Here is an 18,643-nt window from a genome sequence, read left to right as displayed (position 1 = left end):
AGCGAGCACACCGATGCACACCCTCCCCCAGACGTTGGCCACCGGTTGGATCGAAACCGGCACCAATCTCGGGACCGAGTTCAAGACATTCCTGCTCTACATCGTCATTCCGATCATCGCGCTGATCGGCGTGATCCTCACGTGGTGGAAGACGCATTCCACCCCGGCCGCCATCGTCGCGCTCATCATGGGCTGCGCCGTGTGGTGGGGCGCCCTGCACATGGACATGCTGCGCGACAAAACCGGTGACGACATCAACCGCTCCAACACCATCAGCACCACCTCGGGCGCGGGAACGGCGAACGGCGGCCCGCTGGGCACGGGCGCACGATGAGCGCCGCCGCTACCACGACCAACGACAGCGAAGAGCTGGTCGGGCGCTGCTACACCGAGGCGCGCCGCTTCCCGCTGGCGGTGGGCCGGTTCGCTTCGGGCGGCCGGATCCCGGGCGGCCCGTACACCATGACGCAGCTGGCGGTCATGGTCGGGAGTTTCGTGTTGCTGGTGGTGACCCGCCCGCTGTGGGGCACCAACCCGCTGCTGGACGCGGCGGTCGTGGTGGCGGTCCCCTTCCCGGTGGGGTGGACGGTCGGGCGGGTTCAGATCGATCACCGCAACCCGCTGGCGGCACTGGTGAGTCTGGCCGGCCGCGCCGGTGCGCCGGCAGCGGGCCGTCTGCACGGTCGGCCCTTCCAGCAGCGCCCGCCCCGCCGGATCGCCCCGGTCGCCACCGTCGACTTCACCACTACGGCCCGGCCGGACGGGTCCGCTGGCGAACTGAGCGTGGAGCCGGAACAGGCCGCCAGCGCTCACGCCATTCCGTCTTCCCCCGCGCCCCCGGCGCCGGTCCCGGCCCCGCCCCGAGTGGTGTCTGGGGTTCAAGCCTTGCTCGCCCAACGGGCCGCACGCGCACGACAAGGAGCACGGCTGTGAAACTCCCGATCCGGCATGTCGCCGGGAACATCTGCTGGACGACGCACGGCACCGCGTGGGGAATCTGGCGGGTCAGCGCGGCGAACTACTCCCACTCTTCAGGAACCGCCAAGAAGTCCCGGCTGCGCACCATCGAAGCGTTCGTGAAGGCGCTCCCGACCGGGGGCGAGCCGATCCTGCTGTCGCTGTGCCCGCAGGTGGATCCGCGCAGCGTGGTGCGCGCCATGACGGCCGACGTCGATTTGGACCGCAGCCAGGAATACCAGGACCTCGCCGACCGGGTGCTGACCCAGCTGGAAAGCATGGAGCTGTCCGCGCGCACCGACTGGCTGGCCGTTCCCCTGCCGGCCGGAGGCCGCCTCCAGACGCTCGCTGACCTGGCGGACGCCACCCGGGCCGGGCTGGCGTTGACGCTCGGTCTGGTGCCCGCCGGGGTGAGCGCGAGCGAGCAGGACCGGCGCATCGCTCAGACCGCTGCGCTGGCCGCGACCTGGCCGTCCGGGGTGGGTCTGCGACCGGCTACCGAGGCGGAGATCTTGTGGATGTACGGGCATGCCGCCCGGCGCGGCACCGTGGAACCGCTGCTGCCCGCGCCCGGCGACGAGCAGCCCGTGCTGGGCCGCGGCCGCGGGGTGGCCGCTCTGGCGGAGGTTCTGTTGGCCGAGGGAGGCCGCCCCAGGGTTGAGGAGCACAACGGCCGACGGATGCCGGGCAACCCCTTCGCCAACCGGCATCTGCAGGTGACGACCGAGTGGGGCACCGCGTACCAGGCGCTGCTCGCGCTCGCCCAGATGCCCAAGCGCTTCGCGTTCCCCGGCAGCGAGTACCTGGCCAGCCTGGACGACTTCGACTTCCCCATCGACTGGACGTGCCGGCTGGCGATCTCGTCCGGGGCGACCGCCCTGCGCCGGACCAAGCAGCGCGCCCGCAACGTCGCCCACCAGGACAAGGAGTACGAGCACGAGCCCACCGGGGTGCCGCCCACGCAGGTGGAGGCGGTGGCTGATCTGGCGGAGAACCGGGAGCGGCTGGCCTCGTCTCACACGGAAGTCGATATCCGGTCCATGGTCACGCTGTGCGTGTGGGGGCCGACCCCCGCCGAGGCGCACGCCCGCGCCGAGGCCGTGCAGCACCACTTCGGAGGCGCCGACTACACGCTGGCTCGTCCCCTCGGCGAGCAGGAGAACCTCTGGTACGCCATGCTGCCCGGCACCCGCGCCCCCAAGGTCCTGGCCTCGTATGCGCAGTACCTGCTGGCGCGGGACTGGGCCATGGCCATGCCGTGGTGCGGGGCACAACTCGGCGACGACAGCGGCCCGCTGTACGGGGTGCAGCTCACGGGCGGCGGTGAGCGGCCCGTCCTGGTCGACTTCAGCCGCGGTCCGGCCGAGAATGCCTCGGCGTGCGCGGCGTTCATCGGGGAGCTGGGCGCCGGCAAGTCGGTCGGGTTGAAGACAGCCATGTTCTCGGTGCTGGCTGCAGGGCGCCGGGTGAACTGGCCGGGTAGCCGGGGCCGGGTCGTGGTCGTGGACCGCACCGAGGACCGCGAGTGGGAGCGGTTCGCGCGGGCCTGTCCCGGCAGCACCCAGGTCATCACCGTGGATGACTCCGCGGAGATCTCCCTCGACCCGCTGCGGATCTTCGCCCCCGAACAGCGGTCCCGGCGGACAAAGAGCTTCCTGACGCTGCTGCTCGGCATCAAGCCGATGGACATCGAGGGCGTCGTCCTGACCGAGGCCATCAAGGCCGTGCTGTCCCGCGACGGAGCGAGCATGCAGGCTCTGACCACAGAACTCGCCGCACGTGGCGCCCACGATGCGACGGCCAGCATGCTGGCCCGCAAGCTCGCGGCCGCCGCCGAGGAGGACCTGGCCCGGGTCATCTTCGACCCATCGCTCCCGCCGATCGCCACCGTCACCGCGGACAGCGTGGTCTTCTCCGTCAGCTCCCTGCAGCTGCCTAAGAAGAGCGAGCTGGACAGCGAGTTCCGCATGGAGCGCATGGAGACCGAAAAGATCATCGGCCGCGCTCTGATGTACCTGGTCGCCGCACTGTGCCGAGAGATCACCTTCGGCTCGAAGGACGAATTCGCGGTCAGCGTCTGGGACGAGTGCTGGTGGCTGACCTCCTCCCCCGAGGGCCAAGAGCTGCTCCTGGAGCAGCTGCGCGACGGCCGCAAGCACCGTGCCGGGGCGCTGCTAGGGACCCACGACTCCTACGACATCGGGCCTGCGGACAGCCATCTCGGCGCGGTCCTGCGCGGTCTGATCCCGCACCGGTTCCTGTTCCGGCAGACCGACGAAACCCTCGCCGTGCGCGGCCTGGAATTTTTGGGCCTGGACTCCACCGACCGGAACCTGGTCGACCTGGTCACGACCGGCCTGTCTCCGATGGACCTGTCCGCCGAAGAGAAAGCGGCGCGGGCCGGCGAGTGTCTGTACCGGGACCTCAACAAAAGGGTCGGGACGATGCGTGTACTCATGCCCTCCGACCCGAAGGCACAGGAGCAGATCCACTCCACCCCCGGCCGGAGCACCTCATGATCCGCCGACTGCAGGCAGCGACCCGCGGTGCGTTCGGCCGGCGACAGATCGCCGTACTGCTCGCCCTGGCCGCACTCACCGCCGTGCTGTGGACTGCTGGCAACGCCCACGCCGACCCGACGCCCGCGCCCCGTCCGACCAGCGCTCCCACCAGCCCAGCACCGACAACAGCCCCGACACCGGCGGCGGGGCCGACGGCCGGCAGCACCCCCGACCCCGGCGCCGCGTCAGGCGCGGGTGGGGGTGGCGGTCTCCCCCGCATCAGCGACCAGGACATCACCAAGCGCCTGCAGCAGGCCCAGGACTTGAGCGAAGCGTTCTCGGCCGCGACGCAGCGGGTGCTGATGGACCAGGCCACCGAGCAGCTGCGCAAGGAGCTCCCGGATGAGGGCGGTGTGCTGGGCGTCTTCAACACCACCGACCAGTACGGGGTCCCGATCCAGGTCTACACGATCAACCCGGACACCGGCGGCCTGACCGACTGGTCGCTGAAGGTCTACGGATTCCTGATCGAGATCTGCTTCGCGGCCACCAAGTGGATGATCGCTTTCGCGTGCTGGCTGATCACCTGGGCGCTGAGCTTCGGCCTGGCGAAGATCCTCCTCAAGCCGGTACTGGCCATCGCGTCCAGCCTGCACTCCCAGGTCATCGTGGAACTCGGCCTGCCGGGCCTGTTCCTCGTGGTCGCGGCCACGGTGTGCGCGTGGCACATCATGGTCGGCGACCGGGTCCGCGGGGTCGGCGAAGCCGCACTCACCCTCGTCATCGCCGCCTTGTGTGCGACCGCGCTGGTCTCTCCGCCCGAGCAGCTCATGGGCGGCGAGAACGGCGGGATACTCGGGGCCGCCCAGGGATTCAGCCTGGAAGTGGCCGGCATCATCATCAACAGCGGCCACGCCACCGGTACCCGCTCCCCGGTCTCCACCAACGACGTCAGCGCCCTGGCCCGGCCGATCAGCGACAGCCTGGTCGATGCCCTGATCGTGAAACCGGCCGAGCTCCTGCAGTACGGCAGGACTTTCGACCGGGACTGCTCCAAGGCCTACGCCGAGGCGAAGATCCAGCAGTTGGCGTGGGACCGGCAGGCCGACAGCAACATCCAGTGGATCAAGGACCACGACTCGCTCTCCCGCCTCACCGGTGCCCCTAGTCCTCTGGACCCGACGGGGATTCAGCAGTGGGGCACGGACCAGGTCGTCGGCATCGTCGGCGGGTGGGTCAAGGACCACTACGGCAAGCCGCCGATGGGGGCTTTCGAGGCCAAGTGCGTGCCCGGCGACGTCGCCTCCGCGAAGAAGGCCTCGGTCGACAAGCTCGCCGGCGCGCTGTTCGTGGCGCTGGCCGCGCTCATCGTCACCTTCTTCATCTGCCGCCTGGCCGGCAGTTTGCTGGCCGCGCAGTGCCGCATCGCGCTGGAAGCGATCCGCGGCGAGGGCGTCCTGGTCGCCGGCACCCTGCCGGGAGGTGGCCGCACCCTGCTGTGGCAGTGGTGCGCCAACCTGCTGAAGGTCTTCCAGACCCTGATCATGTCGGTGCTGCTGCTCGCGGTGTTCCTCGTCTTCATCACCACCCTTCTGGACCCGTCCCTGGATGACGCGTTCCTCGGCAGCCTGGCCCTGCGGTTCCTCGTGCTCGACATCGTGTGCATCGCGGCCTTCATCTATCGCAAGAAGGTCGCGAAGGCGGCACGGCGCGCTGCGGGTAATTTCCGTACCCGCATGGACGGCAACCGGGTCGGCGGTGCCGGCAAGGCGATCTTCCGGGCCGGTTACGGCGACGACTCCAGCCAGCGCAGCGGAGCGCTGGGGCGGGGTGCGCTCACGCTCGGCGCGCTGGCCATCAGCGGCGGCACCGCCACCACCATGCGCGGCACCGGCGCGCGGCTGGCCCGCCGCCTGCACGCGGCCCCACGGCGCGGTCCGCGGCCTGCTCCCCGCCCCCACCACCGCCCCAACGGCCGTGGCCCGAACACCGCGCCGCCGGCGCAGCCGCAGCCTCAAGGGCCGCCGACGCAGGCTGGCCCCTACCGCCCGGCCGCCCCGCAGCTGGTCATGCCACCGCAGCCCACGAACCCGCCGCAGCCCACGTCGCCGCCGCAGCCCCGAACGCCACCGCGGCCGCGGCCGCGCCGCCCTGGACCTCTGCCGCTTCCGCGCCCTGGGCCACGCCGGGTGCCTGCTCCCGTCCCTCCCTCCACCCCGCCGCCCCACTCCACCCGTCAGGCCGAGCTCCGCCGGCGGCTTGAGCGTCGCACCCCGCCCGGCGCGCCCGCGCTCCGGCCCCGCCCGCGCGGCGGCAGCACGTGAGCCGCCGCGCCTGGTCGGTCGGCGGAGGCGTCGCGCTCACCACGGTTCTGGCGCTGTTCGGGGTTCTGGTGCTGTTCATCGCGGTGGCCACCGGGACCGGCAACGCCGCTCTGCAGGCCGCCGCCCGTTCCCGCACCGCCCCGGTGGGAACGGGTGGCGGCACCCTGAAGCCCGGCAGCGTGCCGGCAGCCTATGAGCCGTGGGTCCTGCGCGCTGCCGCCGCGTGCCCCGGGCTTCCCGCCCCGGTTCTCGCCGCCCAGCTTCAGCAGGAAAGCGGGTTCAATCCCACCGCCCGCTCGAATGCCGGCGCGGAGGGCATCGCCCAGTTCATGCCCGGCACCTGGACCACCTGGAAGATCGACGCCAACGGGGACGGCGCCGCCAACGTCTGGGATCCCGCGGACGCCATCACCGCCCAGGGCAAGTTCATGTGCAGCCTGCTCCAGCAGGCGACCGCCTCCGGCTACCCCGGGCAGCCGATCGAGCTGGCCCTGGCCGGCTACAACGCGGGCTGGGGCGCTGTGCAGCGCTACCGGGGCGTTCCTCCGAAGGAGTTCGCATCCGGCCAGACCTACCAGTACGTGCGCACGATCATGGCGGGCGCCGCACAGTACACCGCTCCCACCGGCGCCCAGCAGCTGCCCGCCGAGTACGCGCTGCCGGCGAACGCCCCCGCGAAGATCCGCATTGCCTTGGCCTGGGCTCTGCAGCAGCGGGGTGGTTGGTATCACCTGGGCGGCGACTGCACCCACGGTCTCGGCTCCGACCCGGCCCATCAGTGCGACTGCAGTTCCCTGGTCCAACAGGCCTACCACGCCGCCGGCGTGAACCTGCCGCGCACCACGTTCGACCAGGTCAACGCCGGTGTCGCAGTCAGTCCCGACGCACCGCTCCCCGGTGACCTGGTGTTTTCCGCGGGCTCCGACGGCACCACGAGCAGCCCGGGACACGTCGGTCTCTACGTGGGGGGTGGCCAGCTCCTCGAGGCGCCCAGGACTGGACTGCAGACACGTCTGGTCAGTTACGCCTCCTGGCGGCAGTCCACGAGCAACATCACCCGGGCCGTGGCGGTCCGCCGGGTCGTGGCGTGGTGAGCCCCGGCCGCCGGCGCGCGGCCTCCCCACAACATTTTTCCGCTACTTCGCGCTCCCGTGTCACATCCGGGCCTGCCCGCGTACTTCCCGCAGGTAGACGAGGTGGGTTGGCCCACCCCGCAGATCAGGAGGCTGAACATGATCCGTCACATCAGTTGCCAGCGGCAACGGTGGTCGCAGTGAAGGACCCGCGGACCGTCTTGCACGGCATCGAGCACGTCCCACAGCAGATAGTGGCGTCGTTGGGCGCCCACCGCTGGTGGGTCGCCGGTGGTGTGCTCCTGGCCGGGGCCGTTTGGGCTGCCGCAGCGGGATGGTGGCGTCAGCGGGCGGCGGCCGCTCTCCGGGATCGGGTCGCCTTCGAGCTGGTGCCCGCAGCCACCTTCGAGGCCGGCCCGTCCGAGTTGCGCTGGTCGGCCGGACAGATCGCCTCGGTCCGCGCCGCCTGCGGGCCGATGCCCCGGCGCGCGGTGGCCACCCGGCTGCGGACCACCTACACCGACAGCAAGATGCGCACCCTGCTGGAGGGTCCGGCGCGCGCGGCGAGCTTGCTGCGGATGCCCGGATATACCGACGTCGAAGTAGTTCCCGCCCACCTCGGCAGCGGCCGCCCGAAAGTACCAAGGATCCGCTTCGAAGGGGCACCCCCTCGGCCGGCACCAGCGCCCGCGCCCACGCAACCCACCCGAGGGACTACCTGATGAGTGTGAACCTGAAGAAGAAGCCGACGACTTCGGGCGGCGTGCGGGACGGGCGGCGGCTGTACGTGGCGCGGGCCGAGCTGGTGCTGGCCCGGCCCGATCACCGGCCGCTGGCCCGCCTGGGCTCCGACCCCGACCCGCTGCAACGCCTCGCCGCGGCCATGGCCACCGTACGCAGCCAGGACGGCGAACAGGCCGATGTGATGGTGGACCTGGTGCCGGTACCGGACGGTCAGGTGGACCGCCGTCGCCGGTCGCTGATCGCCCGCGCGGCCCGGCGCGGGCCGTCCGCGTTCGGCGAGCGCCTCGGCCCCGGCGGTGGAGGTGGCGCGTGGGTGGACAGTGTGCGCACCGTCTTGGCCGATGGCATGGGGATCAGCTCCTCCCCCGGCAGCCGGCCTCGTCCGGCGAAGGTGCCCCGGCAGGTCGACCTCGCCGACGGGGTCGGCAAGTTCACGCTGGGCGAGCCGGTCTTCGCCGTGCAGGTCCTGGTTCGGGTCACTGCCACGCATCCGGTGCGGGCCCGCGCGCTGCTGCACCAGCTGCTCGGCGCGATGGCGATGTTCTCCGGCGAGAACCGGTGGCGCCCGGTCGGCCCCCGCCGCACCGCCTGGCGTCCGTACAGCAACGTGTGGTGGCGCCGCCGCTCCTTCGACCGGCGGGCGGCTACCGGTGAGTTCGCCCCCGCCAAGCGGCAGTGGGTCACCACCGCGGAGATCGCCGGCCTGCTGAAACCGCCCACGAAGCACTGCGCGGCCACCAACGTCGCCCGGTGCGGCGGCGTCGTGCCGCCCGCCCCGGCCGGGCTGCCCGAATGGACCGGACAACCCGGCATGGTCCCGCTGGGCTGGGTGACCGGTGCCGGAGGCCGGGAGTATCTGGCTGCCGCGCACGTCGCTGATGTGCTGTTCGGCCTGGGTCTGGGCAAATCCGGGTTCGGCAAGACGGAGCAGGCCCTGGTCCAGATGATCACCCTCGCCTACGGCGGGTACGGGTGCTGGTTCCTGGACCCGCACGGGGAGGCGCTGGCGCGTGCCCGGCCCTATCTGACGCACCCGGCGGTGCGCGACCGCGTCCAGCTGATCGACCTGGCCAAGCCCACCATGGACAGCCCCTTCGGGTGCTGGAACCCCCTGGACATGCGCGGCCGCCCGATCGAGGTCATTCAGGATGTCGTCGGCGCCATCGTCGGCGGCATCGCCTCCGCGCAGGGCTGGGGAGGAAACGCTCCGCAGGCACGAGCCATTTTGAGCAACGCTGTGCTGGTGCTGGCCCACTTGGCGTACCAGCTGGTCGCTGAGGGCTGTCCGGAACTGCAGCCCACCGTCTTTCAGATCAAATCCCTGCTGACAGACGATGAATGGCGGGCGGGCGTTCTCGAGCGCATGCCGGACGACATCAGGCGGTTCTGGCGGACCAGCTTCCCGAAATACGCCGCCACCGCGGTACCAACGGTGACCAACGCCCTGGATGTCCTGGACACCTCCCTCAGCCTCAAAACGCTCCTGGGCGGCTCCTTGTCCACGTACAACGTGCGGCACGCCATGGACAACGGGAGCATCGTGCTCATCGCACCGTCCGGAACCGGCGCGGGCGATTCGCTCATCACCAGCCTGCTGATCTTCGATCTGTTCCTGGCCGGCACGTCCCGCCAGGACACCCCCGTTGAGCAGCGCCGCACGTTCTTTGCCTGGATGGATGAGGTCGCTGCCGTTGACGCCGCCGGCCGCGGCTTCATCGCCAAGATCTTCGAACAGCTGCGCAAGTACGAGGTGCGGCTCATGGCGATGACGCAGATGGCGATGCGCCTGTCGGAGACCACCCGGCAAGCGGCATTCCAGAACCAGTCCGTCCTGTCGTCGACCGCGTCCGACATCGACGAGGCCCGTTACGTCGCGAACCGGATGCCCGGCATCACACCGCAGACCCTCGCCGGCCTGGATAAATACGAATACATCGTCAGCGTCATGCTCCACGGCAAACGCACCACCCCGTTCAAGGTGAGAGGCGTTCCCGTCGACCAGGTGCTGGCCCACTACTACGACCCGAACGCCCTGCCCGACCTGGACGCCGCCATCGACATCTCCCTGGGCCGGCGCCCCGTCGCGAAGATCCTCGCCGACCTGGCCTCCCTCGACGAACGGATCGGCGACTACCTCGCCGCCCACCCGCCCGCCCCAGTGGCAGCACCGACCGGCCAGCACGACGTCATGCGCCATGACCTGTCCCACGACACCGGCGCCGCAGACGCCGGCGACGACCGAGAAGAAGAGAATCTGTAATGGCCTATCCCGCCGGAATGCTCCGCACCCACGGCCTGCCGCTGCTCGCCGAACAGCTGCTGCCGGTGCTGTACCAGCACCGGCTGATGACCACCAGCCAGCTCCAACAGCTGCTGCAGCCGCACACCACGTACCCGGTGTACCTGCGCCGCCAACTGAACCTGCTGCGCAATCTGCAGCTCGCGGGCGCGACCGTGCGCCGCCGCGGAGGGCAGGGCGAACTCGCCTGGTACTGCACCAGCGCGGGAGCGGACCTCGTGGAGGCTGCCGGCGAGGTACGCCCTCGCGCCTACCGGATGACAGAGCAGAGCGCCACCTCCCAGCTGCAGGAACACACCCTGGCCATCAACGCCACCGGCCTGGCGTTCGTCGAGGCCGCGCGCAGGGCCGGGCACGAATGCGGACCACTGGACTGGGAGCCAGAGCTCGCCCACCGACTGCGCGATGGGGACAGCCGCACCGGCGACGAAGCCTTCCTGATCCCCGACGCCGTCCTGTCCTACATTCACCGGCACCACAGCACCCGCACGATCTGCAACTACTTCCTGGAGATCGACCGCGCCACCATGACCCCGGACCGTCTCGTCGACAAGTTGCGCGCGTACGCCCGCTACCAGAGCTACCACCCCGTCCCCATCACCGGACGATCCCGTACCGGCGCCACCTCAGCGGGCAGCGGAGCGGCCTGGCAGGATCGCTACCCCGCCTTCCCACGCGTGCTGTTCGTCCTCACCGGCGCCCCCACCGCCACCTTGAACCGCCGGACTGCCGATCTGCGCGCGCTCGCGGCAGCCGATACACGGTTGCGTCGTGCCGCCGCCCGGCTCCCCGCAGGCATCACCACCCTGCACCAACTGCAGAACGCCGGCCCGTGGGAACCGATCATCACCCCTGTTTTCGGGGACGACGCCACCCCCACCAACGCCCTGCTGTACACACGCGTAGCAGAAGCCGACTGACCGCTAGGGCTGGCCTCTGTGAGGTCGGGCCCGCCGCTCACTCTGAGCTGGGTCGAGCGGCGGGTCGCTGGCTGCGGTCCTGGCGCGGGGCACCGACCCGACTGTGACCTCGGCTATCTGCCGAGCGTTGAAATCATCATGAGCGACGAGAGCGAGCTGACGCGCGCCGTACGGGAGTGGCATCGGCAAGTGCCCGTGATCGGGGCGGGGGCGGCGCTGAACGCGTTCATCACCGCTCTCGCGAAGGAGGCGGCCTCGGCGGGCACGATTATCGCGCTGAAGGCCGAACTCGACCTCATCGAGGAACAACGCAGGCGCCAACAGGAACCTCCTCCCGACCGGATTACCTGACGGCCGTTTCGCCGGCGAGGCCACAGTGTGGTGGCTGCCCGGCTTTCGGCGACGCCCGGAAACCTCACCTCCGCCCATCACTCCGTCGTCTCTATGGGCCGCGCGATAATGCCTGCCGATGTGTCGGTGGCGTGAGATAGGAATGAGGGAGGGAACAGGGCTGGTCAGAGGGGGATGCGGGAATGGGGCCAAAAGACCTGCGGGTGCTCGACCGGGACAGCGAGGATCCGTTCGAGGGTCTGACGGTGTCGTGTGCGGCCGCCGCGTCGTGCTGGGGATCTCGGCCTACACGCTGGACCGGCTGATCGCCGACCGGGTGTTCACGGTGGATCATCCGACGGGTTCGCACTATCGGGTGATCGCGCTGCCGCGAGTCCTAGCCGTCCGTCGCTGGGTGCTCGCCGGCTCCCCCACGGGCTGAGCTCCACTGGATGTGCCGGGACCGTGGCGGGGGCGGCCGGGCGGAGTCACCGGGCACCTGCCACCCCCGCCGGGCCTGCGTGCACCACACACCCTCGCCAGGATCCCGCAGGGTCCCAGACCCGGCATGCCGGTGGGTGCGCCCCGCTCAAGGGGGGAGGTGGGCGAGGCGCATCCGCATCACTGTGTAGACCGTTTTATCCTGCTTGAAACCGGGACGACGGTGGGTGCACCGGATGGCGCCCCGGTGCTCGATGGGGCGCCGACCTTCTCAGCTGATGGCGGGCTCGGACGCTGCCACCATCGTTTTGTCCGCCCAGGGAGGCGAGTTCCGATGAGCGCAGTGCCGCAAAGTGCCGGGGTTGCTCCGGCGCCCGGTCAACGGCTGGTTGCGATCGACGCCGGCAGCACGATGCGTGCCCGGGGCGCCGGGTGGAACTGACCGACGGTGACCGGCAGGCCGTACGGGTCTGCGCGGTGGCGATGCTGCGGAAGACGGCGGCCAAAGATCACCAGGGCGCTCACAAGATCGGCGGAATGGTCTATGCCCGCTACGGCACGGGTGGGGTGGGCCTGCCGATGGCGCTGTAGGCCGAGGAAGTGATCGAGCACGCACCATCGTGGGCACGCAACCTCTTCGGCAAAGTGCAGCCGGACGCGGCCCTGACCCTGGAAGAGCTGGAGGCCATCGCGGAGCGTGTGCTGCCGGATGATCCCGCTGCGGTGGTAGTGCCGATGTCGGTGCACGTCGGCCACGCGGCGGACTTCCTTGCTGCTGTCCAGCGTGAGGACGCCGAACGGATGGCTGAGATCCTGCTCGACATCGGCGCCGGTCCCTCAGGCGGGTTCCCCGTCCTGTACGAAATGTTGCGGGTGCTGGCTGCGAAGTTCTTCCCCGCTGCGCGGTCCTGACGTATCGCCCGTTCCGTCCCCCGATGTCACAAGTCGCCGCGCTGAGCCGCCGAACCGCGGATCTGCGCGCGCTGGCGGCAACCCGGCTGCGGCCAGCGCGCCCTGCTCGCGGCCGGACTGGTTGTCTCGGACGCAACCATTACCGTGATGGAGGCCCAGGCAGGGCTCCTGCGCGAATAGCGCAGATTCAACAATCGGCACCGTCGGGGTGGGAGGGTGAGTACCCGGTGCACCCACCCTGTTGATCATGACCAATGGGCTGAGGGGCCGCTGGCTGAGCAGCAGCGACCAGCCAACTCCGGCCCTGGGCGCGGTGCCTGATATGGTCCGCGTTGTCCGTCTCTGTCGGCCTGGTCAGATGGGTAGCCGCCTTGTGAGCACCGACTTCAGCCGTGTTCCGGTGGGTCCCGCGCGGGATCTGCGCCTGATCGTCACCGGTGGTGGGACGGGCGGTCACACCTATCCCGCGCTCACCGCGGTCCGGGCACTACAGAGCAGGCTCGCTGCTGCCGGCCGGATGTTGGAAGTCTTGTGGGTCGGCAAGGCCGACAGTCTCGAAGAGCGTGTCGCCGCGGCTGAGGGCATCCGGTTCGCGTCGGTCGCGACGGGCAAGATCCGGCGCAGCAGCAACCCGCTGAAGATGGTCTCCCCGGCGAACGTCAAGGACATGGGCCGGGTGCCACTCGGTGTGCTGCAGGCCCGCAGGGTCCTGACCGGCTTCCGGCCGGACGTGGTGCTGGCCACCGGCGGTTACGTTGCCGTCCCCGTCGGCCTGGCCGCCAGGATGACGCACTGCCCGCTGGTGGTGCACGAGCAGACCGTCCGGCTCGGCTTGGCCAACCGGTCGCTGGCCGGTCGGGCGACCTGCGTGGCGGTGTCGTCCGATTCCACGCTGGAGCTGCTGCCCGAGTCGGCCCGGGCCACCGCTGTCGTCACGGGTAACCCGGTGCGGCCCGAGATTCTGACCGGGCGGGCAGACCAAGCCGTTCAGGCTCTGGGCCTGCACGGGTTCGTCCGCCGTCTGCCGACGGTGTACGTCACCGGCGGCGCCCAAGGGTCGCAGCAGATCAACACCCTGGTCCGCGACATCCTGCCCTGGCTGCTCCAGCGAGCGAACGTGGTGCATCAGTGCGGCCCCGACAACGTCACCGAGCTGCGACAGCACACTGCGGCGCTGCCGGCGGACCTGGCGGCCCGATATCTGCTGACCGGCTACGTCGGGGCGGAGCTGCCCGATGTGCTCGCGCTGGCCGATGTGGTGATCTCTCGCAGCGGTGCGGGCACGATCGCGGAACTCACCGCGCTCGGAAAAGCTGCCGTGTTCATCCCGCTGGCCACCTCCGCAGGCAATGAGCAGGCGCACAACGCCCGCCACCTGCAGGAGACCGGCGCCGCTATCGCGCTGCTCGGCGAAGCGACACCGGACACCCTGCAAGCCGCGGTCGAGCCCCTGATCGCGGACTCTCACCGTCGCACGGCCATGGCCGGACGCGCCCGCGCGGCCGGCCGGCCCGACGCGGCTGAGCGCCTGGTCGATGTGGTGCTGGCCGCTGCCACGGGCAGGGGAACTACGCGAGGTGCCGCCAGGCACCGCGCTCGATGACCTCCACACAAACAGCGAACGCCTGCTCGTCCTGCCCGTAGGGGTCTGCGACGTCCTGGTCGTCGAGGTACAGCGCCAGCTTGGCCGCAGTATGGTCGTCGGCCAGGTCGCGCAGGGTGGCCAGGATCGAGTGGTCCATCGCCAGGATCAGGTCGGCCCATGCCATCAGGGCGGGGCTGACCTGGACGGCGCGATGCCGGGTGAGGTCGTATCCGTGTGCGGCGGCCGCGTCAATCATGGCCGGGTGGGCGGGCCCGCCGACCCACTTGTCCACGATGCCGGCCGAACGAGCCTCCACGGCAGAGCCCCCGTGCTGGGCGAGGACCGCCGCGGCCAGGGGCGAACGGCAGTAGTTCCCCAGGCACACCTTCAGGATGCGCCGCGGGACCGGGGCCGCGACGGGAAACTCAGGGCCGCCGGTCATCAGGATGCCTCCGCAGCAGGATCGGTGCGCACCTTGGTCACGGCCCGTCCGAGGGCTGCGACCACGTGCTGGACGTCCATGATGCTCATGTACGGGTGGAACGGCAGGCTCAGCATCTCCCCTGCGACGGTCTCGGTGACGGGCAGGCTGCGGTACCAGGGGGAGAACGCGGGTTGTAGATGATTGGGCGGGTAGTGGACGCCGACCCCGATGCCCTGCTGGTGGAGGATCCGGTGCACGTCATCGCGGTGTGGCACGCGGACCACGCAGTTGAACGGCACCGTGCGGTCGACGTCCAGGTCAACGAGGGCAACACCGTCCAGCTGGCGCAGCCCGGCCGCGTACGCCCGCCACAGATTCTTGCGTTTGGCCTCGATGAGGGGGAACTGGTCGAGTTGGGCGCTGCCGACGGCCGCGTGGATCGAGGACATCGTGCCGCGCAGGCCGAAGGCACCGACGGTGTAGGACGTGGTGCTGATGCGCTCGGACTGCGGCTGGTTGATGCCCAGCAGCCGCAGTTGCCGGGCGATGTCTGCCTCGTGGGCGGTGCGCGGGACGAGGGCGCCGCCTTCGAGGCAGGTCAGGTTCTTGATCGGGCCGAAGGAGAAGCACGTCAGCGCCGTCCGGGTGGCGCCGACCCGGGCGGTTGCCGTGTAGGAGCCGAAGGCGTGGGCGGCGTCCTCAATGACGGTGATGTCGCGCTCACCCAGGACGTCGTGCACGGCGTTGAGATCGACGGCCCGGCCGCCGAAGAGCACGGGCATGACTGCGCGGGTGTCAGAGGTGATCGCTTCGAGCACGGACTGGCTCTCGATGCACAGGGTGTCCGGGTTGATCTCGATGAACCGCGGGTGCGCGCCGCACGCGACGATCGCTTGGATGGTCGCGGCGAAGGTTTGCGACGGCACGATCACCTCGTCGCCCGGGCCGATTCCGGCAGCCAGCAGGGCAATGTGCAGGGCCATGGTTCCCGAGGAGACCGCCACGACGTCCGGGACGCCCAGGAACCGCGCCACGTCCTGCTCGAATAGCTCGGTCAGTACGCCGTGCCCGTACTGACCCTCTCGCATCGCGTCGGCGGCTGCGGCGAACTCCGTCCCGTGTAGGAACGGGCGCGCGTTGCTCCTCGCGGCCGCAGCGGTACTCGAAGGTGCTGTTGTCATCTGCGTTGCCTTCCTGATCACGGGTGGAGGGGTGACGGGCCTGCGCCGGGGGCGCGTTCGCTGGTAGTGAGCGTTTCGACGTACTTCGTCAGCTGGACCCCCGGCTGGTAGCCGAGGCGCGAGTGGTCGACGGGCAGGTCGAACAATCCGTTGAGGGTCTGGCCGACAAGGTCCGCGCCGGCCACCACGCTCAGGGGGAAGGCGCCCGCAACTCTGGCGTTGACCTCCGTCATCACCACGCGCGCCCCGCCGGTGGTGTCGTCGCGGATGAAGCCCTGTGCGCAGCACAATCCGGTGATGCCGACGGCTGCCAGGGTTGCTTCCACCAGGGCGGTGGCCTCCTCGTCGTGGAAGGTGGCGGCGACCATGGCCAGGCCGTTGCGGACCAGGAGGCGGTGGCGCAGGATCACCGAGGCGCGGCCGGCACGGTCCACGAGGCAGTCCGCGGTGAACTCGGCACCGGTGACGTGCTCCTGGACGAGGGGTTCGTCGACCAGCTCGCACAGGATTTGCGCCTGTCGGCGGGTCGAGCAGAAGTGCACACCTTTCGCGCCCTGACCGCGTCGAGGTTTGACGACCAGGGGGCGCCCGTCAGGGATGTCGCGGATCTGGTGGGGCAGGAAGCTACGCGGGGTCGCCAGGCTGTGCTCGCACATCACCGCGGCGAACTGCGCTTTGTCGGCGCACGCATCCACAACGTTCCGCGAAGGCAGCCACGTCCTGACGCCCAGGTCCTCCAAGGCGCCACGCAACCGGATGAGCTGCAGCAATTCCGCTTCGACGGTGGGGATGATCGCGTCGGGGCGCAGCTCGCGGCACAGGTCCAGCAGTGCCGTGGCGTAGGCGGGGTCGTCGGCCGAGGGGGTGAGGCGTGCGGTGAGCGGGAGGTGGAGGCCGGCGGCCAGGGGGCTGGCGTCCACGGCAATGACCTGGCAGCCGAGCGTCATCAGGTGGCGGGCCAGGTCGAACCCGGGCGCTCCCCCGACGCCGGTGACCAGGATGCGCCGCGGGCGTCCCGGTGCGTCCACGTGGACCGCAGGATCCATGCCGCTCACCTCCCCGCCGCCGCGGTCAGGCTGATACGGGTCATGGGGGCGCTGGGGTTACGGAGCAGGGGCGCCCAGCGGTCGGGGTTGTCCCGGTACCACGCCACGGTCTCGGCGAGAGAGTCCGCCAGGGTGCGTTCGGGTCGGTAGCCGAGCCGGTCGGCGGCTTTCGTCCAGTCCATCGCGTAGCGGAGGTCGTTGGCCCGCCGGTCCGGCACGTACACGACGCGGTCCCAGGCGGCGCCGCAGGCGCCCAGGATCAGTGCGGTCAGCTCGTTGTTCGTCAGGTCCGTTCCGCCGCCGAGGTTGTAGACCTCGCCAGGCACACCGTGGCGGAGCACGAGTTCGAGGCCCTGGCAGTTGTCCTCAACGTGCAGCCAGTTCCGCACGTGCTCGCCGCTGCCGTGCAGGGTGAGCTGTTTTCCTTTGAGGAGGTTGGTGACGAACAGCGGGATGATCTTTTCCGGGTGTTGGCCGGGGCCGAAGTTGTTCGACGAGCGGGTCACGCACACCGGGACGCCGTAGGTGTGGAACGCCGACAGGGCCACCAGGTCACTGCCGGCCTTCGACGCGGCGTAGGGCACGGTCGGCCGCAGCGGGTCGCCCTCCACGGCGGCCCCGGACGCGATGGGCCCGTAGACCTCGTCGGTGGAGACGTGAACGAACTTGCTGATCTCGAAGCGGCGGGCGGCATCGAGCAGGGTGTGGGTGCCGAGCACGTTCGTGGTCAGGAAGTGCCCGGCGTGCAGGAAGGAGCGGTCAACGTGCGATTCGGCTGCGAAATGCACGACGGCGGTGTGCTGCCGGACCAGGTGGTCGACCAGCTCAGCATCGAGGATGCTGCCCTCGACGAAGACCAGTTCGGGCCGCAGCAGCGCCTCGCCCAGATTCTCCAGGTGCCCGGCGTAGGTCAGGGCGTCCAGCACCGTCACCGCGGCCACGTCGGGGGCCCGCAGGAGGCGCTTGACGAAGTGCGAGCCGATGAAGCCCGCGCCGCCGGTAACCAGGACTCTGTGTCGGAACTCCTCGTGCGGATGTGCTGGCATCAGACCGTCCTTCACCTGGAGCGATAGGCACCGCCGAGGGCGGGCCCACCATCAGCAGACCGCGGAGAAGCGCACGCGGGGAGGCACAAACGGGGGGCCCACAGAGCGCTGACCAGGTTCACTGTGTGCCCAGGTGTCACTACGCTCGAGAGTTCGACAACCGGGTGAAGGATGGGGCCGGGGCGAGCGAGGGAGCACAGCGATGACCACGCATGGGCGGACCGAGCAACCCAACACTCAGCTGCAACAACTCCTCGCCTCCAGCGCGATGAGCCACAAGGCCCTGGCGCACCAGGTCAACCAGCTCGCCCAACGGCAAGGACTGGCCCGCGGATACACCCATACGAGTGTCGCGAACTGGGTTCACCAGGGCATGACCCCGCACCCGCCGATACCGTCGCTAATCGCGGTCGCGCTGGGCGAGCGCCTCGGCCGGCCCGTCAGTCCGGCGGAGATCGGAATGGGCACCTCGCCCCGACCCGCATCCTCCCTGGGGCTGGAGTTCGCGAGAGACCCCGCCGACGCTCTCCGCGTCGCCGCCGACTTCTGGAGCGCTGTGCACCGTCGCGACATCCTCGGTTCGGCCTTCGCCGTCTCCGCCTACGCCACCCCCGTCACCCGATGGCTCGTCAAACCCGCCGACCCCGCCACCGGTCGGCGCGGCGGCCCCCGCGTCGGACGCCGCGACCTGCAGGAGCTGTGGACGGCCGCCGATCAGGCCCGCAGTTGGGACTCCCGCTACGGCGGCGGGAACTGGCACGCCAGCTCCGTCACCGACTGCCTGCAGCGCCGCGCCGCGCCCCTGCTCAGCGGCACCTTCAGCGACGGCATCGGCCGGGAGCTGTACTCCGTTACTGCTG

At 70.3% G+C, this 18,643-nt stretch carries 17 protein-coding genes; 13 read left to right on the top strand and 4 right to left on the bottom strand.

The window, feature by feature from the left end; all coding sequences use genetic code 11:
* Nucleotides 1-13: 13 nt before the first annotated feature.
* From O3W51_RS17615 to O3W51_RS17555, 13 genes are all read left to right on the top strand, one after another.
* A complete protein-coding gene (locus O3W51_RS17615) occupies nt 14-334 on the top strand; it encodes a hypothetical protein (RefSeq protein ID WP_269286679.1) in 321 nt (106 codons plus the stop codon).
* Entirely contained in the window at nt 331-933 is a 603-nt protein-coding gene (locus O3W51_RS17610; RefSeq protein WP_269286677.1) for a hypothetical protein, read from the top strand. Before O3W51_RS17615 ends, O3W51_RS17610 begins: the two co-directional genes overlap by 4 nt.
* Nucleotides 930-3,476, top strand: a complete 2,547-nt coding sequence (locus O3W51_RS17605; protein WP_269286675.1) for an ATP-binding protein — start codon at nt 930-932, stop codon at nt 3,474-3,476. Before O3W51_RS17610 ends, O3W51_RS17605 begins: the two co-directional genes overlap by 4 nt.
* Complete coding sequence (locus tag O3W51_RS17600; protein ID WP_269286673.1) at nt 3,473-5,782, top strand: hypothetical protein; 2,310 nt, start codon at nt 3,473-3,475, stop codon at nt 5,780-5,782. The genes O3W51_RS17605 and O3W51_RS17600 overlap by 4 nt, the downstream gene beginning before the upstream one ends.
* On the top strand, nt 5,779-6,876 hold the full coding sequence (locus O3W51_RS17595) for a C40 family peptidase (protein ID WP_269286670.1): 1,098 nt from the start codon (nt 5,779-5,781) through the stop codon (nt 6,874-6,876). Before O3W51_RS17600 ends, O3W51_RS17595 begins: the two co-directional genes overlap by 4 nt.
* Before the next feature lie 179 nt (nt 6,877-7,055).
* A complete protein-coding gene (locus tag O3W51_RS17590; RefSeq protein WP_269286668.1) occupies nt 7,056-7,577 on the top strand; it encodes a hypothetical protein in 522 nt (173 codons plus the stop codon).
* Nucleotides 7,577-9,859 carry an ATP/GTP-binding protein gene (locus O3W51_RS17585; RefSeq protein WP_269286666.1) on the top strand — a complete coding sequence of 761 codons (2,283 nt, stop codon included), beginning with the start codon at nt 7,577-7,579 and terminating at the stop codon, nt 9,857-9,859. Before O3W51_RS17590 ends, O3W51_RS17585 begins: the two co-directional genes overlap by 1 nt.
* On the top strand, nt 9,859-10,818 hold the full coding sequence (locus O3W51_RS17580; protein WP_269286664.1) for a replication-relaxation family protein: 960 nt from the start codon (nt 9,859-9,861) through the stop codon (nt 10,816-10,818). The genes O3W51_RS17585 and O3W51_RS17580 overlap by 1 nt, the downstream gene beginning before the upstream one ends.
* Before the next feature lie 138 nt (nt 10,819-10,956).
* The gene (locus O3W51_RS17575; RefSeq protein ID WP_269286662.1) at nt 10,957-11,169 is read left to right on the top strand and encodes a hypothetical protein; all 213 of its coding nucleotides are present in this window, start codon (nt 10,957-10,959) and stop codon (nt 11,167-11,169) included.
* 250 nt (nt 11,170-11,419) lie between these two features.
* Nucleotides 11,420-11,590: a hypothetical protein gene (locus O3W51_RS17570; RefSeq protein WP_269286660.1), complete on the top strand. Its 171-nt coding sequence runs from the start codon at nt 11,420-11,422 to the stop codon at nt 11,588-11,590.
* A 431-nt stretch (nt 11,591-12,021) separates the two neighbouring features.
* Nucleotides 12,022-12,180, top strand: coding sequence for a hypothetical protein (locus O3W51_RS17565; RefSeq protein ID WP_269286658.1), 159 nt, complete (start codon nt 12,022-12,024; stop codon nt 12,178-12,180).
* 9 nt (nt 12,181-12,189) lie between these two features.
* The gene (locus O3W51_RS17560) at nt 12,190-12,501 is read left to right on the top strand and encodes a hypothetical protein (protein WP_269286656.1); all 312 of its coding nucleotides are present in this window, start codon (nt 12,190-12,192) and stop codon (nt 12,499-12,501) included.
* 358 nt (nt 12,502-12,859) lie between these two features.
* A complete protein-coding gene (locus O3W51_RS17555) occupies nt 12,860-14,104 on the top strand; it encodes a UDP-N-acetylglucosamine--N-acetylmuramyl-(pentapeptide) pyrophosphoryl-undecaprenol N-acetylglucosamine transferase (RefSeq protein WP_269286654.1) in 1,245 nt (414 codons plus the stop codon).
* On the opposite strand, the gene O3W51_RS17550 is transcribed toward O3W51_RS17555, so the two are convergent.
* From O3W51_RS17550 to rfbB, 4 genes are read right to left on the bottom strand one after another with little or no spacing between them, the layout of a single operon-like run.
* Nucleotides 14,070-14,528 (bottom strand): low molecular weight protein-tyrosine-phosphatase, encoded by a 459-nt coding sequence (locus tag O3W51_RS17550; protein ID WP_269286652.1) that lies wholly within the window; start codon nt 14,526-14,528, stop codon nt 14,070-14,072. The two genes, O3W51_RS17555 and O3W51_RS17550, sit on opposite strands and share 35 nt — an antisense overlap.
* Nucleotides 14,528-15,691 carry a DegT/DnrJ/EryC1/StrS family aminotransferase gene (locus tag O3W51_RS17545; protein ID WP_269286650.1) on the bottom strand — a complete coding sequence of 388 codons (1,164 nt, stop codon included), beginning with the start codon at nt 15,689-15,691 and terminating at the stop codon, nt 14,528-14,530. Before O3W51_RS17545 ends, O3W51_RS17550 begins: the two co-directional genes overlap by 1 nt.
* Nucleotides 15,692-15,708: 17 nt before the next feature.
* A complete protein-coding gene (locus tag O3W51_RS17540; protein WP_269286647.1) occupies nt 15,709-16,737 on the bottom strand; it encodes an ATP-grasp domain-containing protein in 1,029 nt (342 codons plus the stop codon).
* A gap of 5 nt (nt 16,738-16,742) precedes the next feature.
* The gene (rfbB, locus tag O3W51_RS17535) at nt 16,743-17,783 is read right to left on the bottom strand and encodes a dTDP-glucose 4,6-dehydratase (RefSeq protein ID WP_269286644.1); all 1,041 of its coding nucleotides are present in this window, start codon (nt 17,781-17,783) and stop codon (nt 16,743-16,745) included.
* Nucleotides 17,784-18,643: the final 860 nt, after the last annotated feature.

Source organism: Streptomyces sp. H39-C1 (assembly GCF_027158125.1).
Taxonomy (GTDB): Bacteria; Actinomycetota; Actinomycetes; order Streptomycetales; family Streptomycetaceae; genus Actinacidiphila; species Actinacidiphila fildesensis.
This window is presented reverse-complemented; position numbering and strand designations above follow the sequence as displayed.